The 16,211-nt window shown below is 66.1% G+C and carries 11 protein-coding genes; 1 reads left to right on the top strand and 10 read right to left on the bottom strand.

The genetic code is table 11. The features are described 5' to 3' along the window. Positions 1-67 precede the first annotated feature (67 nt). From QX128_RS26240 to QX128_RS26195, 10 genes are all read right to left on the bottom strand, one after another. Positions 68-3,979 carry an autotransporter domain-containing protein gene (locus QX128_RS26240; RefSeq protein WP_316238924.1) on the bottom strand — a complete coding sequence of 1,304 codons (3,912 nt, stop codon included), beginning with the start codon at positions 3,977-3,979 and terminating at the stop codon, positions 68-70. Between the two features lie 580 nt (positions 3,980-4,559). Next, positions 4,560-4,721, bottom strand: coding sequence for a hypothetical protein (locus QX128_RS26235; RefSeq protein WP_315803563.1), 162 nt, complete (start codon positions 4,719-4,721; stop codon positions 4,560-4,562). A 166-nt stretch (positions 4,722-4,887) separates the two neighbouring features. Beyond that, positions 4,888-6,078 carry a CaiB/BaiF CoA-transferase family protein gene (locus tag QX128_RS26230; protein WP_316238923.1) on the bottom strand — a complete coding sequence of 397 codons (1,191 nt, stop codon included), beginning with the start codon at positions 6,076-6,078 and terminating at the stop codon, positions 4,888-4,890. 136 nt (positions 6,079-6,214) lie between these two features. Next, entirely contained in the window at positions 6,215-7,438 is a 1,224-nt protein-coding gene (locus QX128_RS26225) for a phenylacetate--CoA ligase family protein (RefSeq protein WP_316180082.1), read from the bottom strand. A 140-nt stretch (positions 7,439-7,578) separates the two neighbouring features. Then, on the bottom strand, positions 7,579-8,418 hold the full coding sequence (locus QX128_RS26220; RefSeq protein WP_316180084.1) for an ABC transporter ATP-binding protein: 840 nt from the start codon (positions 8,416-8,418) through the stop codon (positions 7,579-7,581). A gap of 164 nt (positions 8,419-8,582) precedes the next feature. Further along, entirely contained in the window at positions 8,583-9,869 is a 1,287-nt protein-coding gene (locus tag QX128_RS26215; protein WP_315803559.1) for an ABC transporter substrate-binding protein, read from the bottom strand. 58 nt (positions 9,870-9,927) lie between these two features. After that, a complete protein-coding gene (locus QX128_RS26210; protein WP_315803558.1) occupies positions 9,928-11,001 on the bottom strand; it encodes a branched-chain amino acid ABC transporter permease in 1,074 nt (357 codons plus the stop codon). A gap of 3 nt (positions 11,002-11,004) precedes the next feature. Then, complete coding sequence (locus tag QX128_RS26205) at positions 11,005-11,898, bottom strand: branched-chain amino acid ABC transporter permease (RefSeq protein ID WP_315803557.1); 894 nt, start codon at positions 11,896-11,898, stop codon at positions 11,005-11,007. 409 nt (positions 11,899-12,307) lie between these two features. Beyond that, entirely contained in the window at positions 12,308-14,239 is a 1,932-nt protein-coding gene (locus QX128_RS26200; RefSeq protein WP_316238922.1) for a long-chain fatty acid--CoA ligase, read from the bottom strand. Further along, positions 14,236-15,057 (bottom strand): ABC transporter ATP-binding protein, encoded by an 822-nt coding sequence (locus tag QX128_RS26195; protein WP_316238921.1) that lies wholly within the window; start codon positions 15,055-15,057, stop codon positions 14,236-14,238. The genes QX128_RS26200 and QX128_RS26195 overlap by 4 nt, the downstream gene beginning before the upstream one ends. Positions 15,058-15,380: 323 nt before the next feature. On the opposite strand from QX128_RS26195, the gene QX128_RS26190 reads away from it, so the two are divergent. Next, positions 15,381-16,055, top strand: a complete 675-nt coding sequence (locus QX128_RS26190; protein WP_315803554.1) for a Crp/Fnr family transcriptional regulator — start codon at positions 15,381-15,383, stop codon at positions 16,053-16,055. Positions 16,056-16,211 lie beyond the last annotated feature (156 nt).

The raw sequence follows: 16,211 nt of genomic DNA, 5'->3' as shown, positions 1-16,211 counted from the left end.
GAGGAGCCCGCCCCTTGGCGGGCGTCTCGAAGGACGGGCGCGGGAGAGGTGAGCGCCGCGCCAGCTCTCACCACGCGTAGCGCACGGTCCCTTTGCCTGCATAGGAGCGCGTGACGTTCGAGAGCTCGCTCTCCAGTGTGGCCATTGCGCTCCAGCCGTTCAGCCAATTCATCTCGATCGATGTGGTCGCTAGCGCGGAATCGCGCGCCTGCGCTGCGCCGTTCACGACGAAGCTCGCGCCCGGCAGCGTCTGGAAGGTCGCGGCGACTGAACGATCGGGATTGAAGTCGTGCGCCCAGGCGAGTCGGCCGCGCAGGGTGAGTGTGCCATCGCTCAAGGCATAGGACTTGTCAGTCCGCAGGCCGAGCTCAGTGCGCGTATCAGCGACCGTCTTGCCGTTGTAGCTCAGCGCGAACGTCGAGGCCCCGGCGACGGCTTGCTCGACGTAACCGGGCAGCCGCAGGCTCGTGACCTGCGCCGCTGCGTACGGCGTCAATCCGATGCCGCCGACCGGCGCAAGGAAGCGGGTGCCGCCCTCGATGCGGCCGGTCCAGGCGTGGGCCTGATAGGTCGCGCGCAGCCGGTCGGCGCCGGCGATGGTGACGGCACGGTCGGTGGTGACGTCCTGCCAGCCATAGGCCAGGGCGGCTCCGAGATAGCTCGGGCCGATATGATGATGCAGATAGGCGCCGGCTTGGAACAGGTCGGAACGGCCGGAGCCGAGGCCGCCGACGCTGAAGTTGGTGCCGCCGCCGCCGAGCGCGAAGCCTGCAAAGGTCTGCGGCGCGATCCGGTAATCGGCGCCGACAGCGGTGCCGGCGATGCGGCTGGTGGTGTCGCTGGAGCCGACGCCCGCATTGCCGCTGGTCGATTGTGAGCCGCCGAAGCCGGCCGCCCAGACATTCCAGCGCTGCGCGAAGTCCGCCGGCCTGTCGTCGGTCAGCATCGCAAAGGCATCGGTGCGCTTGCGCGTGGGGTCCGCGTAGCTGCTCGCGCTGCCACTGCCGGTACCGCCGCCAGCACGCTGTGCGAACGGATCGGTCAGCAGGCCCGCGAACTGGCTCATCGCGTTGAACGTCGTCTGCTGGCTCCCGGTCGCGCTCTCACCGGACGCCTGTGTCAGCCCGGCTTGATTCATCTTGCCGAACACGACCGGAATGTCGCCGGTTCGGTCGAAGAAGACCGAGAGCGTGTCGCCGACCGCTTTCTGATTGCCGTTGAGCCCGCCGGGCAGGGCGAAGGCGAGGATCAGATCGAGATAGACGTTGTTGGCGTCGTAGCTCAGGCTGGTCTTGAAGCCGGAGGGCAGGTTGGTCTTCACCACCGAGCCGAAGCTGCCCGTAATGCCGCCGCTCGTCGTCAGAATGGTGTAGCGCTTGTCGACATAGCCGCCGGCGTCGAACTCGGCCTTGACGGTCGCGCCGCCGAGCGTGGCCGATCCGGTCACGCTCACGAACGTGGCCGTCGTCGGATCGAGCTGCACCAGATAGAAGGCGCCGGACTGCAACGCGAGGTTGCCGACGATGGTCATCGACGAGCCGGCTGCGCCATTGCCGGGCGCCAGCGTGCCGCCATTGTTGATGCTGACTGTCATCGGCGGATCGACCAGGCCCGCGCCCATCAGCGTGCCGCCGGCATTGACGGTCACACCGGACGTATTGGTGATCGCGCCCTCGACGTCGAGCACGCCGCCGTTGATGGTGGTCGCACCGGTGTAGCTGCTGGCGCCGGTGAGAGTCATCCGGCCGCTGCCGGCCTTGGTGAAACCGCCGCTGCCGGAGATCGTGCCTGAGAAGGTCGTATTGCCATCGTTGCCGCCCGCCGTCAGCGTCGCCGCGCCGAGCAGGACGCTTCCGTTCCCCGCCAGCGAGCCGATGCTCTGATCGAAGCCGTTGAGATCGAGCGTCGCACCCGGCGCGATCATGAACGCGCTGGCCGAGGCGAGCACGCCGGAGGCGCCGGCCTGCAAGGTGCCGGCGCCGATCGTGGTCGCGCCGGTGTAGCTGGTCGGCCCGTCGAACCGCATCGTGCCGGTGCCGACCTTGGTGAAGCCGCCGCTGCCGGAGATCGTGCCGGTGTAGCTCGTGCTGGCGTTGTCGCCGCCTGACGTCAGCGTGCCCGCGCCGAGCAGCACGGCGCCGCCGCCCGTCAGCGAGGCGATCGTCTGATTGAAGCCGTTGAGATCGAGAGTGCCGCCATTGTCGACCTCGATGGAGCTCGAGGGGGCGAAGGCGCCGGCCGCGCCGGCGCGCAGCGTGCCGCCATCGACGATGGTCGCCCCGGTGTAGGTGTTGGTGCCGCCGAGTGTGAGCACGCCCGGGCCGCTCTTGACGAAGGTGCCACTGCCCGAGATCGTGCCCGAGAACACGGTGGCGCCGCCATTGTCGCCGATCGCCAGCGACCCGTTGGTTCCGAGGAGGACGCTGCCGCTGCCGCCAAGTCCGCCGATGGTCTGGCCCGTGCCATCGATGTCGAGCGTCGCACCGCTCGCGATCATGTAGCTGCTGGCGACCGAGAGAACGCCGGACGCACCGGTCCGCAGGGTGCCGCCGCTGATGACGGTGTCGCCGGCAAAAGTGGTCGTCCCGGTCAGCGTCAGGGTGCCCGCGCCGAGCTTGGTCAGTCCGCCGCTGCCGGTGATCGTGCCGCTGAGCGTGGCGTTGTTGCCGTTGGTGTCGAAGCTGCCGCCGCCGGCATTGAGCGTGATGTTGCGGCTGGAGCTGAAGCCCGCGAGATATTGCAACGTGCCGCCGCCGAACGAGAGCCCGCCGGAGGCCGCGCCGAGGCTGGCGTCGGAGGAGACCGCGAGCGCACCCTGGTTGATGGCCCAGGGCGTGACGGCGGTCGTGGTGCCGGTCAACGTCCAGGTGCTCGTGCCGGTCTTCACGAAGCTCGAGAAGCCTTGATACTGCGCCGAGGCGCCGATCGTGGACGCGTCGAAGGTGCCGTTCACAGCGCCGCCGAGCCGGAAGGTGTCGCTGCCGGTGCCGACCACGTTGCCGTTGATGATCGAGCTCGCCCAGATCTCCAGCGTGTTGCTGCCGCCGGTGAAGGTGATTGCGTTGGCGCTGGTCACGGCGACGCCGCCGGTATTGAACCCGGCCGAGATCGTGCCGCTGTTGATGATGGTGAGATTGGCGCCGGTGACGCCGGCCCCGGCCGGACGGTAGTCGCCGTCGTTCGCATTTGGGCCAACGCCCTTGTTTCCTGAAGCGCCACCGCTGATGCTCCCGGAGTTGATCAAGGTTCCACCGGCTGCGAAGACCGCGCCTGCACCGCCATTGCCGCCATCGCCACCGGCGTGGAATTGGATGCTGTTGGCGGTGTTGCCGCCATCGCCGCCTACGCCACCGAAAATCGCGCCAGAATTGACCAGGATACTGGTGCCGGTCAGATAGACGCCGTAACCACCATCGCCGCCGTCGCCTCCACGACCAGTGCCGTTGGCGACGCCGCCGGGACCGCCGCCACCAGCAGTGATCACCCCAACGTTCGTGTACGTCAGGCCGCTGCCATCCACGACCACCCCGTAGCCGCCCGCTCCACCGCCGCCGGCTCCGAAGCTGAGGCTGGTCGAGCCGCCCCGTCCGCCATTGCCGCCGGTTACGGTTGTCGAATTGACGTCGTTCGTGATGACCACCGCGCCATGAGCGCCACCACCGCCACCGCCGCCGCCGGTGCTCCCGCTGCCGCTTTCGCCGGCATGTCCCCGCTCGCCCGCGCCGATGCCGCCTTGGCCCCCCAGGGTCTGGCCCGTGCTGTCACCTCCGCCGTTGCCGCCGTTCACACCCGCGCCGCCGCCGCCGCCTCCTTGCGCAATGTTGGCTCCGGCACCACCATCGCCGCCCGAACCAGTGGCCGAACTCGTGCCGCCATTCCCAGTCGCTGCGCCGCCGTCGCCGCCACTCGTCGCCTGGGCGAGGACTGGGCTGGCGAGCATGACGGTGAGTAGCGCTGTCGTCGCTGTCAGCCAACGCAACTGAGTACGTCGGAGTGAATCGGCCGATGTCTCGTTCTTCAATCTGCCTGGGATCAGCACTTCAGCCCTTCGCGCGACTCGATATCAGGCCGGTACCGATCGACGGACGCAGGCCGTCGTCCAAAGCACGCAAATTTGCGGGGGCGGGAATTGTGACTTTTTGGGTGAATTGAGCGGCAGTGCAGATCGTAATCGGACTGTGGCACCGCCGACACGTTTACGAGAGGCCGGATCGGCAGCGACGGACCGTTGTTCGAATCGCTTCCGCGCTTCTCCAGAGGTTGTGTCTTTGCGATGACAGCATTTTAGGCAGCACAGTGGTAGGCTTCATTCATGGGCAGACGTCGTGCTGCTCACGCGCGGTGCCTGATCTTTGGTCATCGCGCCCTGATGTTTCCTCCCGAGACGATCACCTTGCCCGGCGCGTGCGTCGGGCTTTTTTTTGCATTCGGTGGATCAGGGTTCGCAGCTCATCCCGTCACCCTCGAAAGGAAAAAGCCTCCGTCCGGCTTTTCGGAACGAAGGCTTCGAGCAAAGGTGATGTAGGTCAGCGAGGACGCGAACCCGAGGCAGGTCAGCCTCAGTTGGCCTTCTCCGCGACCGGCATGTGGTACCAGTCGGACTCGTTGTCCAGCATCGTCTCATCGAAGGGCAGCGCGCCGTCGTGATTCAGAGCGGCGGCGTTGACGTCGCGGACGATATCCATCGCCGACAGAAACTCGTTCAATTCCGATGCGCTCATGACCCGCTACTCCTCACGCCCGCGGGCCCCAGGGGTCCGCGTCAACTGATGAGAAGAGGTTAACGCGGTCTCGCTCTGGCCTCAATCCCGCCCAGGTCGAAGTTCCAACGTGGTGACATCTGGGCCACAGCGGCGGGATGCCGCGGCTTGGTCATATTGCACCTGCTCACACGACGCGATGCAGCCGGAGATCGGCGATCTCGCCGTCGGTAAAGCCGAACTCGGAGAGAATCTCCTCGGTCTGCTCGCCGAAGTCCGGCGGCCGCGCCGCCATCCGGCTCGGCGTCCGCGACAAGGTGAAGGGCTGCGCCACCAGCGTGATGTCGCGGCCGTCGTCGCTGGCGACCTGCTGCGCCATGCCGAGATGCTGGACCTGCGGGTCTGCGAACATCTGATCGATGGCATAGATCGGGCCGCACGGCACCCCAGCGGCGTTGAGCTCGGCAACCCATTGCTCGCTCGTCTTTGCCAGCGTGCGCGCGTTGATCTCGGCGTTGAGCGCGTCGCGGTTCTTCGAGCGCGCCGGCGCGGTGGCGTAGTCCGGATTGTCGATCCATTCGGGCGCGCCGAGCGTCTGGCACAGCCGCTCCCAGATCCGCCCGCCGGTCGCGGCGATGTTGATGTAGCCGTCGGAGGTCTTGAACACGCCGGTGGGGATGCTGGTCGGATGGTTGTTGCCGGCCTGAGGCGCGACGTCCTTCTCCATCAGCCAGCGCGCGGCCTGGAAGTCGAGCATGAAGATCTGCGCCTGCAACAGCGAGGTCTGGACCCACTGGCCTTCGCCGGAGACCTCGCGCTCGAGCAGCGCGGTGAGAATGCCCATCGCGCAGGACAGGCCCGCGGAGAGATCGGCGATCGGGATGCCCGCGCGCATCGGCCCCTCGCCGGGCGCGCCGGTGATCGACATCAGCCCGCCCATTCCTTGCGCGATCTGATCGAAGCCGGGCCGCTTGGCATAGGGGCCGTCCTGGCCGAAGCCGGAGATGCTGCCATAGACGATGCGCGGATTGACCTTGCGCACCGCCTCGTAGTCGATGCGGAGCTTGGTCTTGACGTCGGGGCGATAGTTCTCGATGACCACGTCGGCCTGCTTCGCCAACCGCATGAACACGTCGACGCCTTTGGGATCTTTCAGATTGAGCGTCATCGCGCGCTTGTTGCGATGCAGGTTCTGGAAGTCGGAACCGCGGCGCGGGCCGCCGAGCGCCTCGCCGCCGTCTTCCATCATGGCGTCGATCTTGATCACGTTGGCGCCCCAATCGGCGAACTGCCGCGCGCAGGTCGGGCCGGCGCGCACCCGCGTCAGATCGAGCACGGTGAAGCGGGACAGGGCTTTGGACGCGCGCGGAAAGGCCATGCGGACGAACTCCGAGAGACGGGACATGGCTGTATAGGAGAGCGCGCGTGATGCGACAATTGCGTGGGGGCGGTGCGCGCCGCCGCGCTCATGCCGCTGGTGCAGGGCTTCCCGCTACGGGGACAATGAGAGGAATTCACCGCTCGTCGGCGATCACCTTGCCGTCGTTGGGCAGCGCGCCCGGCGCGACCAGCTCGATGCTGCCGCCGAGCTTGGTGATGTTGCGCAGGCTGGCGGCGAGCGCGTCCTGCAGGCCATCTGACGGCGAGGCGCATTCCGCCTTCAGCGTCATCGCATCGGTCTCGCCGGCGCGGGTCACGACCAGCCTAAGGCGGCCGAGCTCCGGGTGGCGCTTGCCGATCTCGGCGACCTGCTCGGGGCGCACGAACATGCCCTTGATCTTGGTGGTCTGGTCGGCGCGGCCCATCCAGCCCTTGATGCGCATGTTGGTGCGGCCGCAGGCGCTGATGCCGGGCAGAGCGGCGGTGAGGTCGCCGAGCGCGAGGCGAATCCAGGGATGGTGGGGATCGAGCGAGGTCACGACGATCTCGCCGACATCGCCTGGCGCCACCGGATCGCCGGTGCCGGGGCGGACGATCTCGAAGATCAGGTCCTCGTTGACGACCATGCCGTCGCGCGCTGCGGTCTCATAGGCGATGATGCCGAGATCGGCAGTGCCGAACGCCTGATAGGCATCGATGCCGCGCGCCTTGATCTCGGCCTGCAGCGACGGCGGGAACGCCGCGCCCGACACCAGCGCGCGCTTGAGCGAGGAGACGTCGCGGCCGGCGCTGGCGGCGGCATCGAGCAGGATCTTGAGGAAGTCGGGCGTGCCGCTGTAGCCGATCGGGCGATAGGCCTCGATCAGCTCGAACTGCGCCTCGGTGTTCCCTGGTCCCGCCGGAATGACAGCGCAACCGAGCGCGCGCGCCGAGGCATCGAAGATGAAGCCGCCCGGCGTCAGATGATAGCTGAAGGTGTTGAGCACGACATCGCCACTGCGCAAGCCCGACGCGAACAGCGCGCGGGCGCCGCGCCAGGGATCGTTGTGCGCTGCCTCCGGCTCGAAGATCGGTCCGGGCGATGTGAACAGGCGCGAGAACGCGCCGGGCGCCTGCGCGACGAAGCCGCCGAACGGCGGGGCAGCTTTGTGCAGGGCAGGCAGTTCGGATTTGCGCAGCACCGGCAGCTGCGCCAGCGCGGCGCGGCTCGTGATTTCTCCGGGATCGATGCCCTGCAGCAGCGCCGCATACGCCGGCGCCGTCGTCGCCGCGCGCAGCACGTCGGGCAGGCGGCCGAACAGCTCCTGCTCGCGGGCTGCGGGATCACGGGTTTCGAGGGCGTCGTAGTGGGTGGTCATTGCTCGTGTCCTGGCACGTCATTCCGGGACGGTTCGCTGCGCGAACTGGCGAAGCCATTTGGCGCACTGGACCGAACCCGGAAATCTCGAGATTCCGGGTTCGCGCGTGCCGCGCGCCCCGGAATGACGGAGTGTGACGTTCACAGCCACCGCTTCCGCCGCTTGAAGCTCTTCAGGTTCTTGAAGCTCTTGCGCTGGTCGCCGGCGCCGCCGAGGTAGAATTCCTTGACGTCCTCATTGTCGCGCAGGCTGTCGGCGGTGCCGTCGAGAACCACCTTGCCCTGCTCCATGATGTAGCCGTGGCTGGCCACCGACAGCGCCGCGCGCGCGTTCTGTTCGACCAGCAGGATGGTGACGCCGAGATCGCGGTTGATCTCCTTGATGATCGCGAACACTTCCTTGACCAATAGCGGCGACAGTCCCATCGACGGCTCGTCCATCAGGATCATCTTCGGCCGCGCCATCAGCGCGCGCCCGATCGCCAGCATCTGCTGCTCGCCGCCGGAGAGATAGCCGGCGAGGCCGGTGCGCTCCTTCAGCCGCGGGAAATAGTTGAACACCATCTCGATGTCGCTTGCGACCTCGCGATCGGAGCGCGTGAAGGCGCCGAGCTTGAGGTTCTCCAGCGACGTCATGTCGGAGACGATGCGGCGCCCCTCCATGACCTGGAAGATGCCGCGGCGGACGATCTTCTCCGGATCGATGCCGTCGATGCGCGCGCCGTCGAACATGATCTCGCCGCGCGTGACCTCGCCGTCCTCGGTCTTCAACAGGCCGGAGATCGCCTTCAGCGTCGTCGACTTGCCGGCGCCGTTGGCGCCGAGCAGCGCGACGATCGCGCCCTTGGGCACATCGAGGCTGAGCCCGCGCAGCACCAGGATGACGTCGTCATAGACGACCTCGATGTTGCGGACGGAGAGCAGGGGGGCTGCTGTCGCGCTGGCTGCGCCGGTTCGCGGAGTGTCGAGTGTTTCGGTCATTGTGGCTGTCCACCGCTGTCGTCCCCCGCGCAGGCGGGGGACCCAGTATTCCAGAGACGCCGATGCTTGATCGATGAGCCGCGGCGTACTGGATCCCCGCTTTCGCGGGGATGACGATCGTGTGTGGGGCGACTGCTGAGTTCACTCAACCGTCGCCGATCAACTTACCAACCAGCCCATTCCGCCTTGCGCGGCAGCTCGATGGTCTTGACCTTCTCGAGCTTGATCACGCCCTTGGCCATGAGGTCGTTGAGGTCGCCATCGGTCGGACCCGTCACGCGGGCGCGATAGAGGTCGACCTTCATGGTGCCGCGGTGGTCCTTGTCCGTCCAGGTCGACGGGCTGCAGACGCCCTCCATCCCGGCCGGCACCCAATCTTTCTTCTGATAGAAGCCCTTGGCAACGTTCTCGCCGGTGGCACCGCCGTTCTTCGCAGCCCACTCGATCGCCTCCTTCATGTAGAGCGAGGAGCAGACCGCGGCGACGTAGTGCACCGGGCGGTAGACCTTGCCGGTCGGGTCGGACATCTTCGAGATCTCCTGCACCGTCTTCATGCCCGGCGCATCGCCACCCCAGGCCACCGAGGTGCGCAGCGGGAAGATCACGCCGTCGGCGGCAGCGCCCGCGGTCTTGGCGGCGTTCTCGTCCATGCCCCAGACGTTGGACAGGAACTGCACGTCGACGCCGGCATTCTTGCAGGCCTTCATCACCGAGATGTTGGAAGCCGCGGTGTTGCCGAGATAGGCGTAGTTGGCGCCGGAGCTCTTCAGGCTCAGGCACTGGGCGCTGTAGTCGCCGGGCGCCAGCGCGAACACCAGCGGCGGCAGCACCTCGAAGCCGAGCTCGGTGGCGAGCGCCTCGCCGGCCGCCTTCGGCGCGTTGGGGTAGGGGTGGTTGGCGCCCATGTGGACGAATTTCGGCTTGCCCGGCTTGCCCTTGGCCTTCCAGTCCTCGGCCGCCCAGGTCAGCTCGGCGCGCAGCGCATCCGAGTAGCTCGGGCCGTAGAAGAAGTTGTACGGCGCCGGCTTCGCCTTGCCGCTGGTGCCTTCCGGATCGGTCAGCGCGGCGGCGTAGGAGCCGGACATGTCCGGGATCTTGTCGTTGGCGAGGAAGCCGGTCAACGCCTCGGTGTCGGCGGTGCCCCAGCCCATGATCGCCGCGACCTTGTTGTCCGGTGCCGACCACTTCTTGTACAACGCGATCGCGCGCGGCACCTGGTAGCCATAATCGTTGCTGTCGACTGCGAGCTGCTTGCCGCCGATGCCGCCGTTCTTGTTGACCCAGGCGAAGGTGTCCGCGACGCCCTGGCCGTAGGGCGTGCCGACGTCGGACGTGCCGCCTGAGAGATCCTGCAGATGGCCGATCGCGATCTGCTGCGCCTGCGCCGAGGGGGCGAATGCGCCCGCCAAGAGCGCCAGTGCCGCCGAGCCGAGCCATGATTTGATCGTCATAGTGCTTCCTCCTGTGGTGGGTTCGGGCCGGATTGCCGCCGGTCCCTGTTGGTTGGAATCAATGTGAGAACGGATAGAGCTTCCAATAGGTCTTGATCTGGCGCCAGCGATGCGCGAGCCCGTCGGGCTCGAACATCAGGAAGCCGATGATGATCAGGCCGATCGCGATCTCGCGCAGAAAGGTGATGTTGTTGTTGAGCGCGAGCGCCTTGTCGATCGCGCCGCCCTTGAGGAGATGGCTGAGCCACTCCATCGATTCCGGCAGCAGAACGACGAAGGCGGTCCCCATCAGCGTGCCCATGATCGAACCGGTGCCGCCGATGATGATCATCGCAAGGAACAGGATCGAGCGCTCGATGCCGAAACCTTCCTGCGAGATCACCAACTGGTAGTGCGCATAGAGGGCGCCTGCAATGCCGGCGAAGAACGCGGCGAGGCCGAACGACAGCGTGCGATATTTGGTCAGGTTGATGCCCATGATCTCGGCCGAGAGATAATGGTCGCGGATCGCGATCAGCGCCCGGCCGTCGCGGGTGCGCATCAGGTTGGTGACCAGGAGATAGCAGACCAGCACGTAAGCGAGCACGACGTAGAAATATTGCCGGTCGCCGCGCAGCGTGTAGCCCAGAATCGAGAACGGATTGGCCGAAGCCGGCACCGAGCCGCCGGAGAACCATTCGGCCCGGGAGAAGAAGTCGAGCAGGATGTATTGCGCAGCGAGGGTGGCGATGACGAGATAGAGCCCCTTCAGCCGCGCCGCCGGAAGGCCGAAGACCAGACCAACGAGGGCCGTGATCACGCCGGCGAGCGGGATCGCGAAGAACACCGGGATGGCATAGGCGTTGTTGATGTAGGCCGAGGTGAAGGCGCCGAGCAGGAAGAAACCGGCCTGGCCGATCGAGATCTGGCCGGTGAAGCCGACCAGGATGTTCAGCCCGAGGGCCGCGATCGCGAAGATGCCGATCTGGATCGAAACCGACAGCCAATATTCGGAGAACACCTGCGGCGCGAAGCACAGCAGGATGACACCGGCGATCGCGAAATTGCGGCTGGTCCTGGTCGGGAAGATCGTGGTGTCGGCCGCGTAGGAGGTGCGGAAGTCACCGGCGGGTATCGTGGAACGTGCGACCATGGTTCAGATCCGCTCGATGTCTTTGGTGCCGAACAGGCCGTAGGGCTTGATCATCAGGATGATGATCAGGACGTAGAACGGCGCGATCTCGTACAGATTGCCCCAGTGCAGATACTGGCTGTCGACATATTGCGCGATATTCTCCAGGAGGCCGATGATGATGCCGCCGAGCACGGCACCGCCGACCGAGTCGAGGCCTCCGAGGATCGCCGCCGGAAACACCTTGATGCCGTAGGCCGACAATCCCGAGGACACGCCGTTGACGACGGCGACGACCACGCCGGCCACGGCGGACACGGTCGCCGAGATCGCCCAGGCCATCGCGAACACGCTCTTGACGGAGATGCCGAGCGATTGCGCGACCTGCTGGTTGAAGGCGGTGGCGCGCATCGCGAGGCCATATTTGGAGGCCTTGAAGAACCAGGCCATGCCGAGCATCATCAGCAGCGACACGACGAGGCTCATGACGTAGACCGTCTGGATCTGCAGTCCGAACAGGTCGACGGACGTGCTTGCGAACACTGGCGGGAACGGCTGCGGATTGACGCCAAACATCCATTTCAGCGCCGCCTGGAACACGGTCGACAGGCCGATCGTGACCATGATGACGGAGATGATGGGCTCGCCGATCATCGGCCGGAGGATCACAACCTGGATCGCGATGCCGAACGCGAACATGAAGACCAGCGTCAGCGGCATGCCGACCCAGAACGGCACCTGATATTTCGTCAGCAATGCCCAGCACACCCAGGCGCCGATCAGGAGCAGCTCGCCTTGCGCGAAATTGACGACCTGGGTCGCCTTGTAGATGAGCACGAACGACATCGCGACCACGCCATAGAGCGTTCCGACGACGAGGCCGTTGACCAAGAGCTGGATGAGGAAGGCGGTGTTCATGATCGTTCTCACTCGTCATCGCCGGGCTTGACCCGGCGATCCAGCTTTGTCGGAAGAGGATGGATGCGCGGGGCAAGCCCGCGCATGACGATTGGGTGTGCCGAGCCGGCGTGGCTCTTACCCTCTCCCCTTGTGGGAGAGGGTGGCTGCGCGCAGCGCAGCCGGGTGAGGGGCTCTCTCCGCGGGCGAGCGAGAGGAGAGGGACCCCTCACCCGACCGCGTTTGCGTTGACCGGCCGAGATGCCCTCTCCCACAAGGGGAGAGGGCGCAGTCATGCGCAGTAACCTTCGCTGCGGCTCAAGCCGCTGCTCGTCATCGCCGGGCTCGACCCGGCGATCCATCGCTCTCGCAAGAAGATGGATGCGCGGGTCAAGCCCGCGCAGGATGACCGAATATGACGATAAGCACATCACTCTGCGGCCTCCGCCATGGGGCCGTGGCTGTCCAGGTCCACCACCTTCAGCGTGGTGCGGATGCGCTGGGTGGTGCCGTCCTGGAAGCGGATGACCGTGTCGACGGGGATCGCCGGCTTGCCGCCATAGATGCCGTCGATGATATCGGCGTACTTCTCGTTGATGACGCTGCGGCGCACCTTGCGCGTACGTGTGAGCTCGCCGTCGTCGGCATCGAGTTCCTTGTACAGCAGCAGGAAGCGGGAGATGCGCTGCGCCGGCGGCAGGTGGGCATTGACGGTCTCGACCTCCTTCTGCAGCAGCGCATAGACCTCGTTGCGCGAGGCGAGATCGGAATAGGTGGTGAAAGCGATGCGGTTCTTCTCGGCCCATTTCGAGATGATCGAATAGCGGATGCAGATCATCGCGGCGAGGTGCTCGCGGCCGGCGCCGAGCACGACGGCCTCGGCGATATAGGGTGAGAACTTCAGCTTGTTCTCGATATATTGCGGTGAGAAGCGCTCGCCGCGCGCGGTCTCGGCGAGGTCCTTGATGCGGTCGATGACGACGAGCTGCTTCGCGTCGTTGAAATAGCCGGCGTCGCCCGAATGCATCCAGCCGTCCTTGACGTCGGCGGTCGAGGCTTCCGGGGCCTTGTAGTAGCCCAGGAACATGTTCGGGTGGCGTACCAGGATCTCGCCGATGCCCTGGCTGTCGGGCTGGTCGATCCTGATCTCGATGTCGTCAGCCATCGGCACGCCGGTCGTGTCGGGATCGACCTTGTCGTCCGGATGCAGCGTGTAGGCCCCGAGCAGCTCGGTCTGGCCGTAGAGCGTGCGCAGCGGCACGCCCATGGCGCGAAAGAACTTGAACGTATCGGGCCCGAGCGCGGCACCGCCGGTGGCAGCCGAGCGCAGCCGGGTGAAGCCGAGCCGGTCGCGCAGCGCACGGAACAGCAGCATGTCGGCAAGGCTCGAATGCCGGCCCTTTTCCAGGGCCGCAAGGCCGGTCGACATGCCCAGATGGTAGAGCCGTTGCTTCAGCGGCGAGGCGTCCATGACGGCGGCACGGACGTCGGCCGCGATCTGCTCCCACACCCTTGGTGCAAACAGTACGAAGGTCGGCGCGATCTCGCGGAAGTCGTTCATCATCGTGTCGGGCTCTTCGACGAAGTTGATCTTCATCCGGCAGAGCAGTCCTTTGCCGAGCACGTAGACCTGTTCCATGATCCAGGGCAGCGGCAGCACCGAAACGTATTCGTCCTCCGGCCCCTTCGGATCGAACGCGAGATAGGTCGCGCAGTGCTTGAGCACGCGCGCGGCCGAGAGCATCGCGAGCTTCGGATGCGAGGTCGTGCCCGAGGTGGTGCAGAGAATGGCGACGTCGTCGCCGACGGTCGCATCGACCATGCGGTCGTACAGATCCGGCTCGCGCGCCGCCCGATTGCGGCCGAGCTCAGCGAGCTTGTCCGCCGGCATCAGCCTGGGATCGTCATACTTCCGCATGCCGCGCGGATCGGAATAGACGATATGCTCGAGCGCCGGCACGCGCTCGGCGAGGTTGAGCAGCTTGTCGACCTGCTCCTCATCCTCGGCGAACACCAACCGAGCCTCGCCGTAATTGAGCAGGTAGGCGGCCTCGTCGTCGAGCACATCGCGATAGAGCCCGAGGCTGTAGCCTCGGATCGCATGCGTTGCGATCTCCGCGGCAACCCAGTCCGGCCGGTTGTCACCGATGATGCCGATCACGTCGTCCTTGCCGAGCCCAAGCTCGACCATGCCGAGCGTGAAATCGCGCACGCGCGCCTGGTAGTCGGCCCAGGTGAAGGTGCGCCACAGCCCGAGATCCTTTTCGCGCAGCGCGATCTCCGTCCCGTGCTCTTTCGCGTTCAGCCGCAGCAGCTTCGGATAGGTGTCGGCCTGCCGGACGCGACCCGCATAGTCCATCATGCCGCGTCCTCCGCGATGGACGGCGCCTCGTCGGGATCGACCAGCAGTTCGTCCTCCTCGCCGAGATAGGCGCGCTTGACGTGGGGATCGGCGAGCACCGCGGCCGGGTCGCCCTCGGCGATCTTGCGGCCGAAATCCAGCACCATGACGCGGTGGGAAATGTCCATCACCACGCCCATGTCGTGCTCAATCATCACGACGGTCATGCCGTATTCCCCGTTGAGGTCGACGATGTAGCGCGCCATGTCCTCCTTCTCCTCGAAGTTCATGCCGGCCATCGGCTCGTCGAGGAGAATGAGATGTGGCTCCAGCGCCATGGCGCGGGCGAGCTCGACGCGCTTGCGCAGGCCATAGGAGAGCGTGCCGGCCGGCGCCTTGCGCACCGACTGCAGGTCGAGGAAGTCGATGATCTGCTCGACCTTCTCGCGGTGCTTCAGCTCCTCGCGCCGCGCGCCGGTGAGCCAATACAGAGAGCCGGTGAGGAAGTTGTTCTTCAAGAGGTGATGGCGCCCGACCATGATGTTGTCGAGCACGCTCATGTGGTGGAAGAGGGCGAGGTTCTGGAAGGTGCGGCCGATGCCGATATTTGCGCGCGCGCTCGGCGGCAGGCCGGTGATGTCGCGGCCGCGATGGAACAGGCGGCCCTCGGTCGGCTTGTAGCGGCCGGAGATGCAGTTGACGATCGAGGTCTTGCCGGCACCGTTCGGGCCGATGATCGAGAACAACTCGCCCTCGCGCACGCCGAAGCTGACGTCGGTCAGGGCCCGCACCCCACCGAAACGCAGCGACACTCCGCGCGCTTCCAACGTATAGTCCAAGTCGTCCTCCCGAATTGTCTTGGGCGCTTGGCGCGCTCTTCAAGGCATCGTGTCGCGCGACGTTGAGCTCGTCGCGTCGGCTGCAATCCTATCCCGGGCATCGGCTCCGCGCCATCCGACGAATGACGGGCCACCCGGGCGGGCGCATTTTGCCGCATCTCGGATGCACCTCATCGGAGGCGCGAGTCGAGAGCAGTGGCCCTCGATAGGGGAAAGCGCTATCAGGAACTGTCTTGCGCCTGACATTTCCCAGGCTAAATTCACCGCTGGATTGTTGCGATGCAATATGGCTGCCGCGAGCTTCGACGAGACGAGATGACGGCTTGATCTCTCCCGATACCCTTCTGCGCATCGCGCCCTGGTCCCGCCATTTGAAGCCCGAGGAAATCGACACGGCCGCGGCCGGCGTCGTCGAGCGGTCGTTTGCGGCCAACGAACACATCTTCGTCCGCGGCGACCAATTCGACTACTGGACCGGGATCGTCACGGGTCTGGCGCGCATGAGCACGGTGTCGCGCGGTGGCAAGGCGACGACATTCGCCGGCATGTCGGCCGGCGCCTGGTTCGGCGAGGGCAGCGTGCTGAAGAACGAGCCGCGCCGCTATGACGTCGTGGCGCTGCGCGATACGCGCGTCGCGCTGATGGAGCGGCCGACCTTCATGTGGCTGTTCGAGAACAGCGTCGGCTTCAATCGCTTCCTCGTCACCCAGCTCAACGAGCGGCTCGGCCAGTTCATCGGCCTGGTCGAGGTCGGCCGCACGCTGGATGCGACGGCACGGCTCGCCCGCAGCATCGCGTCACTGTTCAATCCGATCCTCTACCCGAATACGACCCGCCACCTGGAGATCACCCAGGAGGAGATCGGCGCGCTGTCGGGCCTGTCCCGGCAGAACGCCAATCAATGCCTCAAGACGCTGGAGCGGGAGGGCCTGCTGCGCGTCGAATATGGCGGGGTGACCGTGCTCGATCTCGACCGGCTGCGCTGCTACGGGGACTAGATCCCGCCTTGCGTCGCGCCGATACGGGATTGATCCAACGCCTTGTTTTCCGTCGAGCTTGACCGGCGGCTTCGGCTGTGGACTGCTCGCCGGGAACTTCGGCCCGAGGGGGCGCGACGGTGTTGGAGTGAGTATGGCGGGGAAGGATTGCAGCGG

It is taken from the genome of Bradyrhizobium sp. SZCCHNR1015 (genome assembly GCF_032489875.1).
GTDB lineage: Bacteria > Pseudomonadota > Alphaproteobacteria > Rhizobiales > Xanthobacteraceae > Bradyrhizobium.
This window is presented reverse-complemented; position numbering and strand designations above follow the sequence as displayed.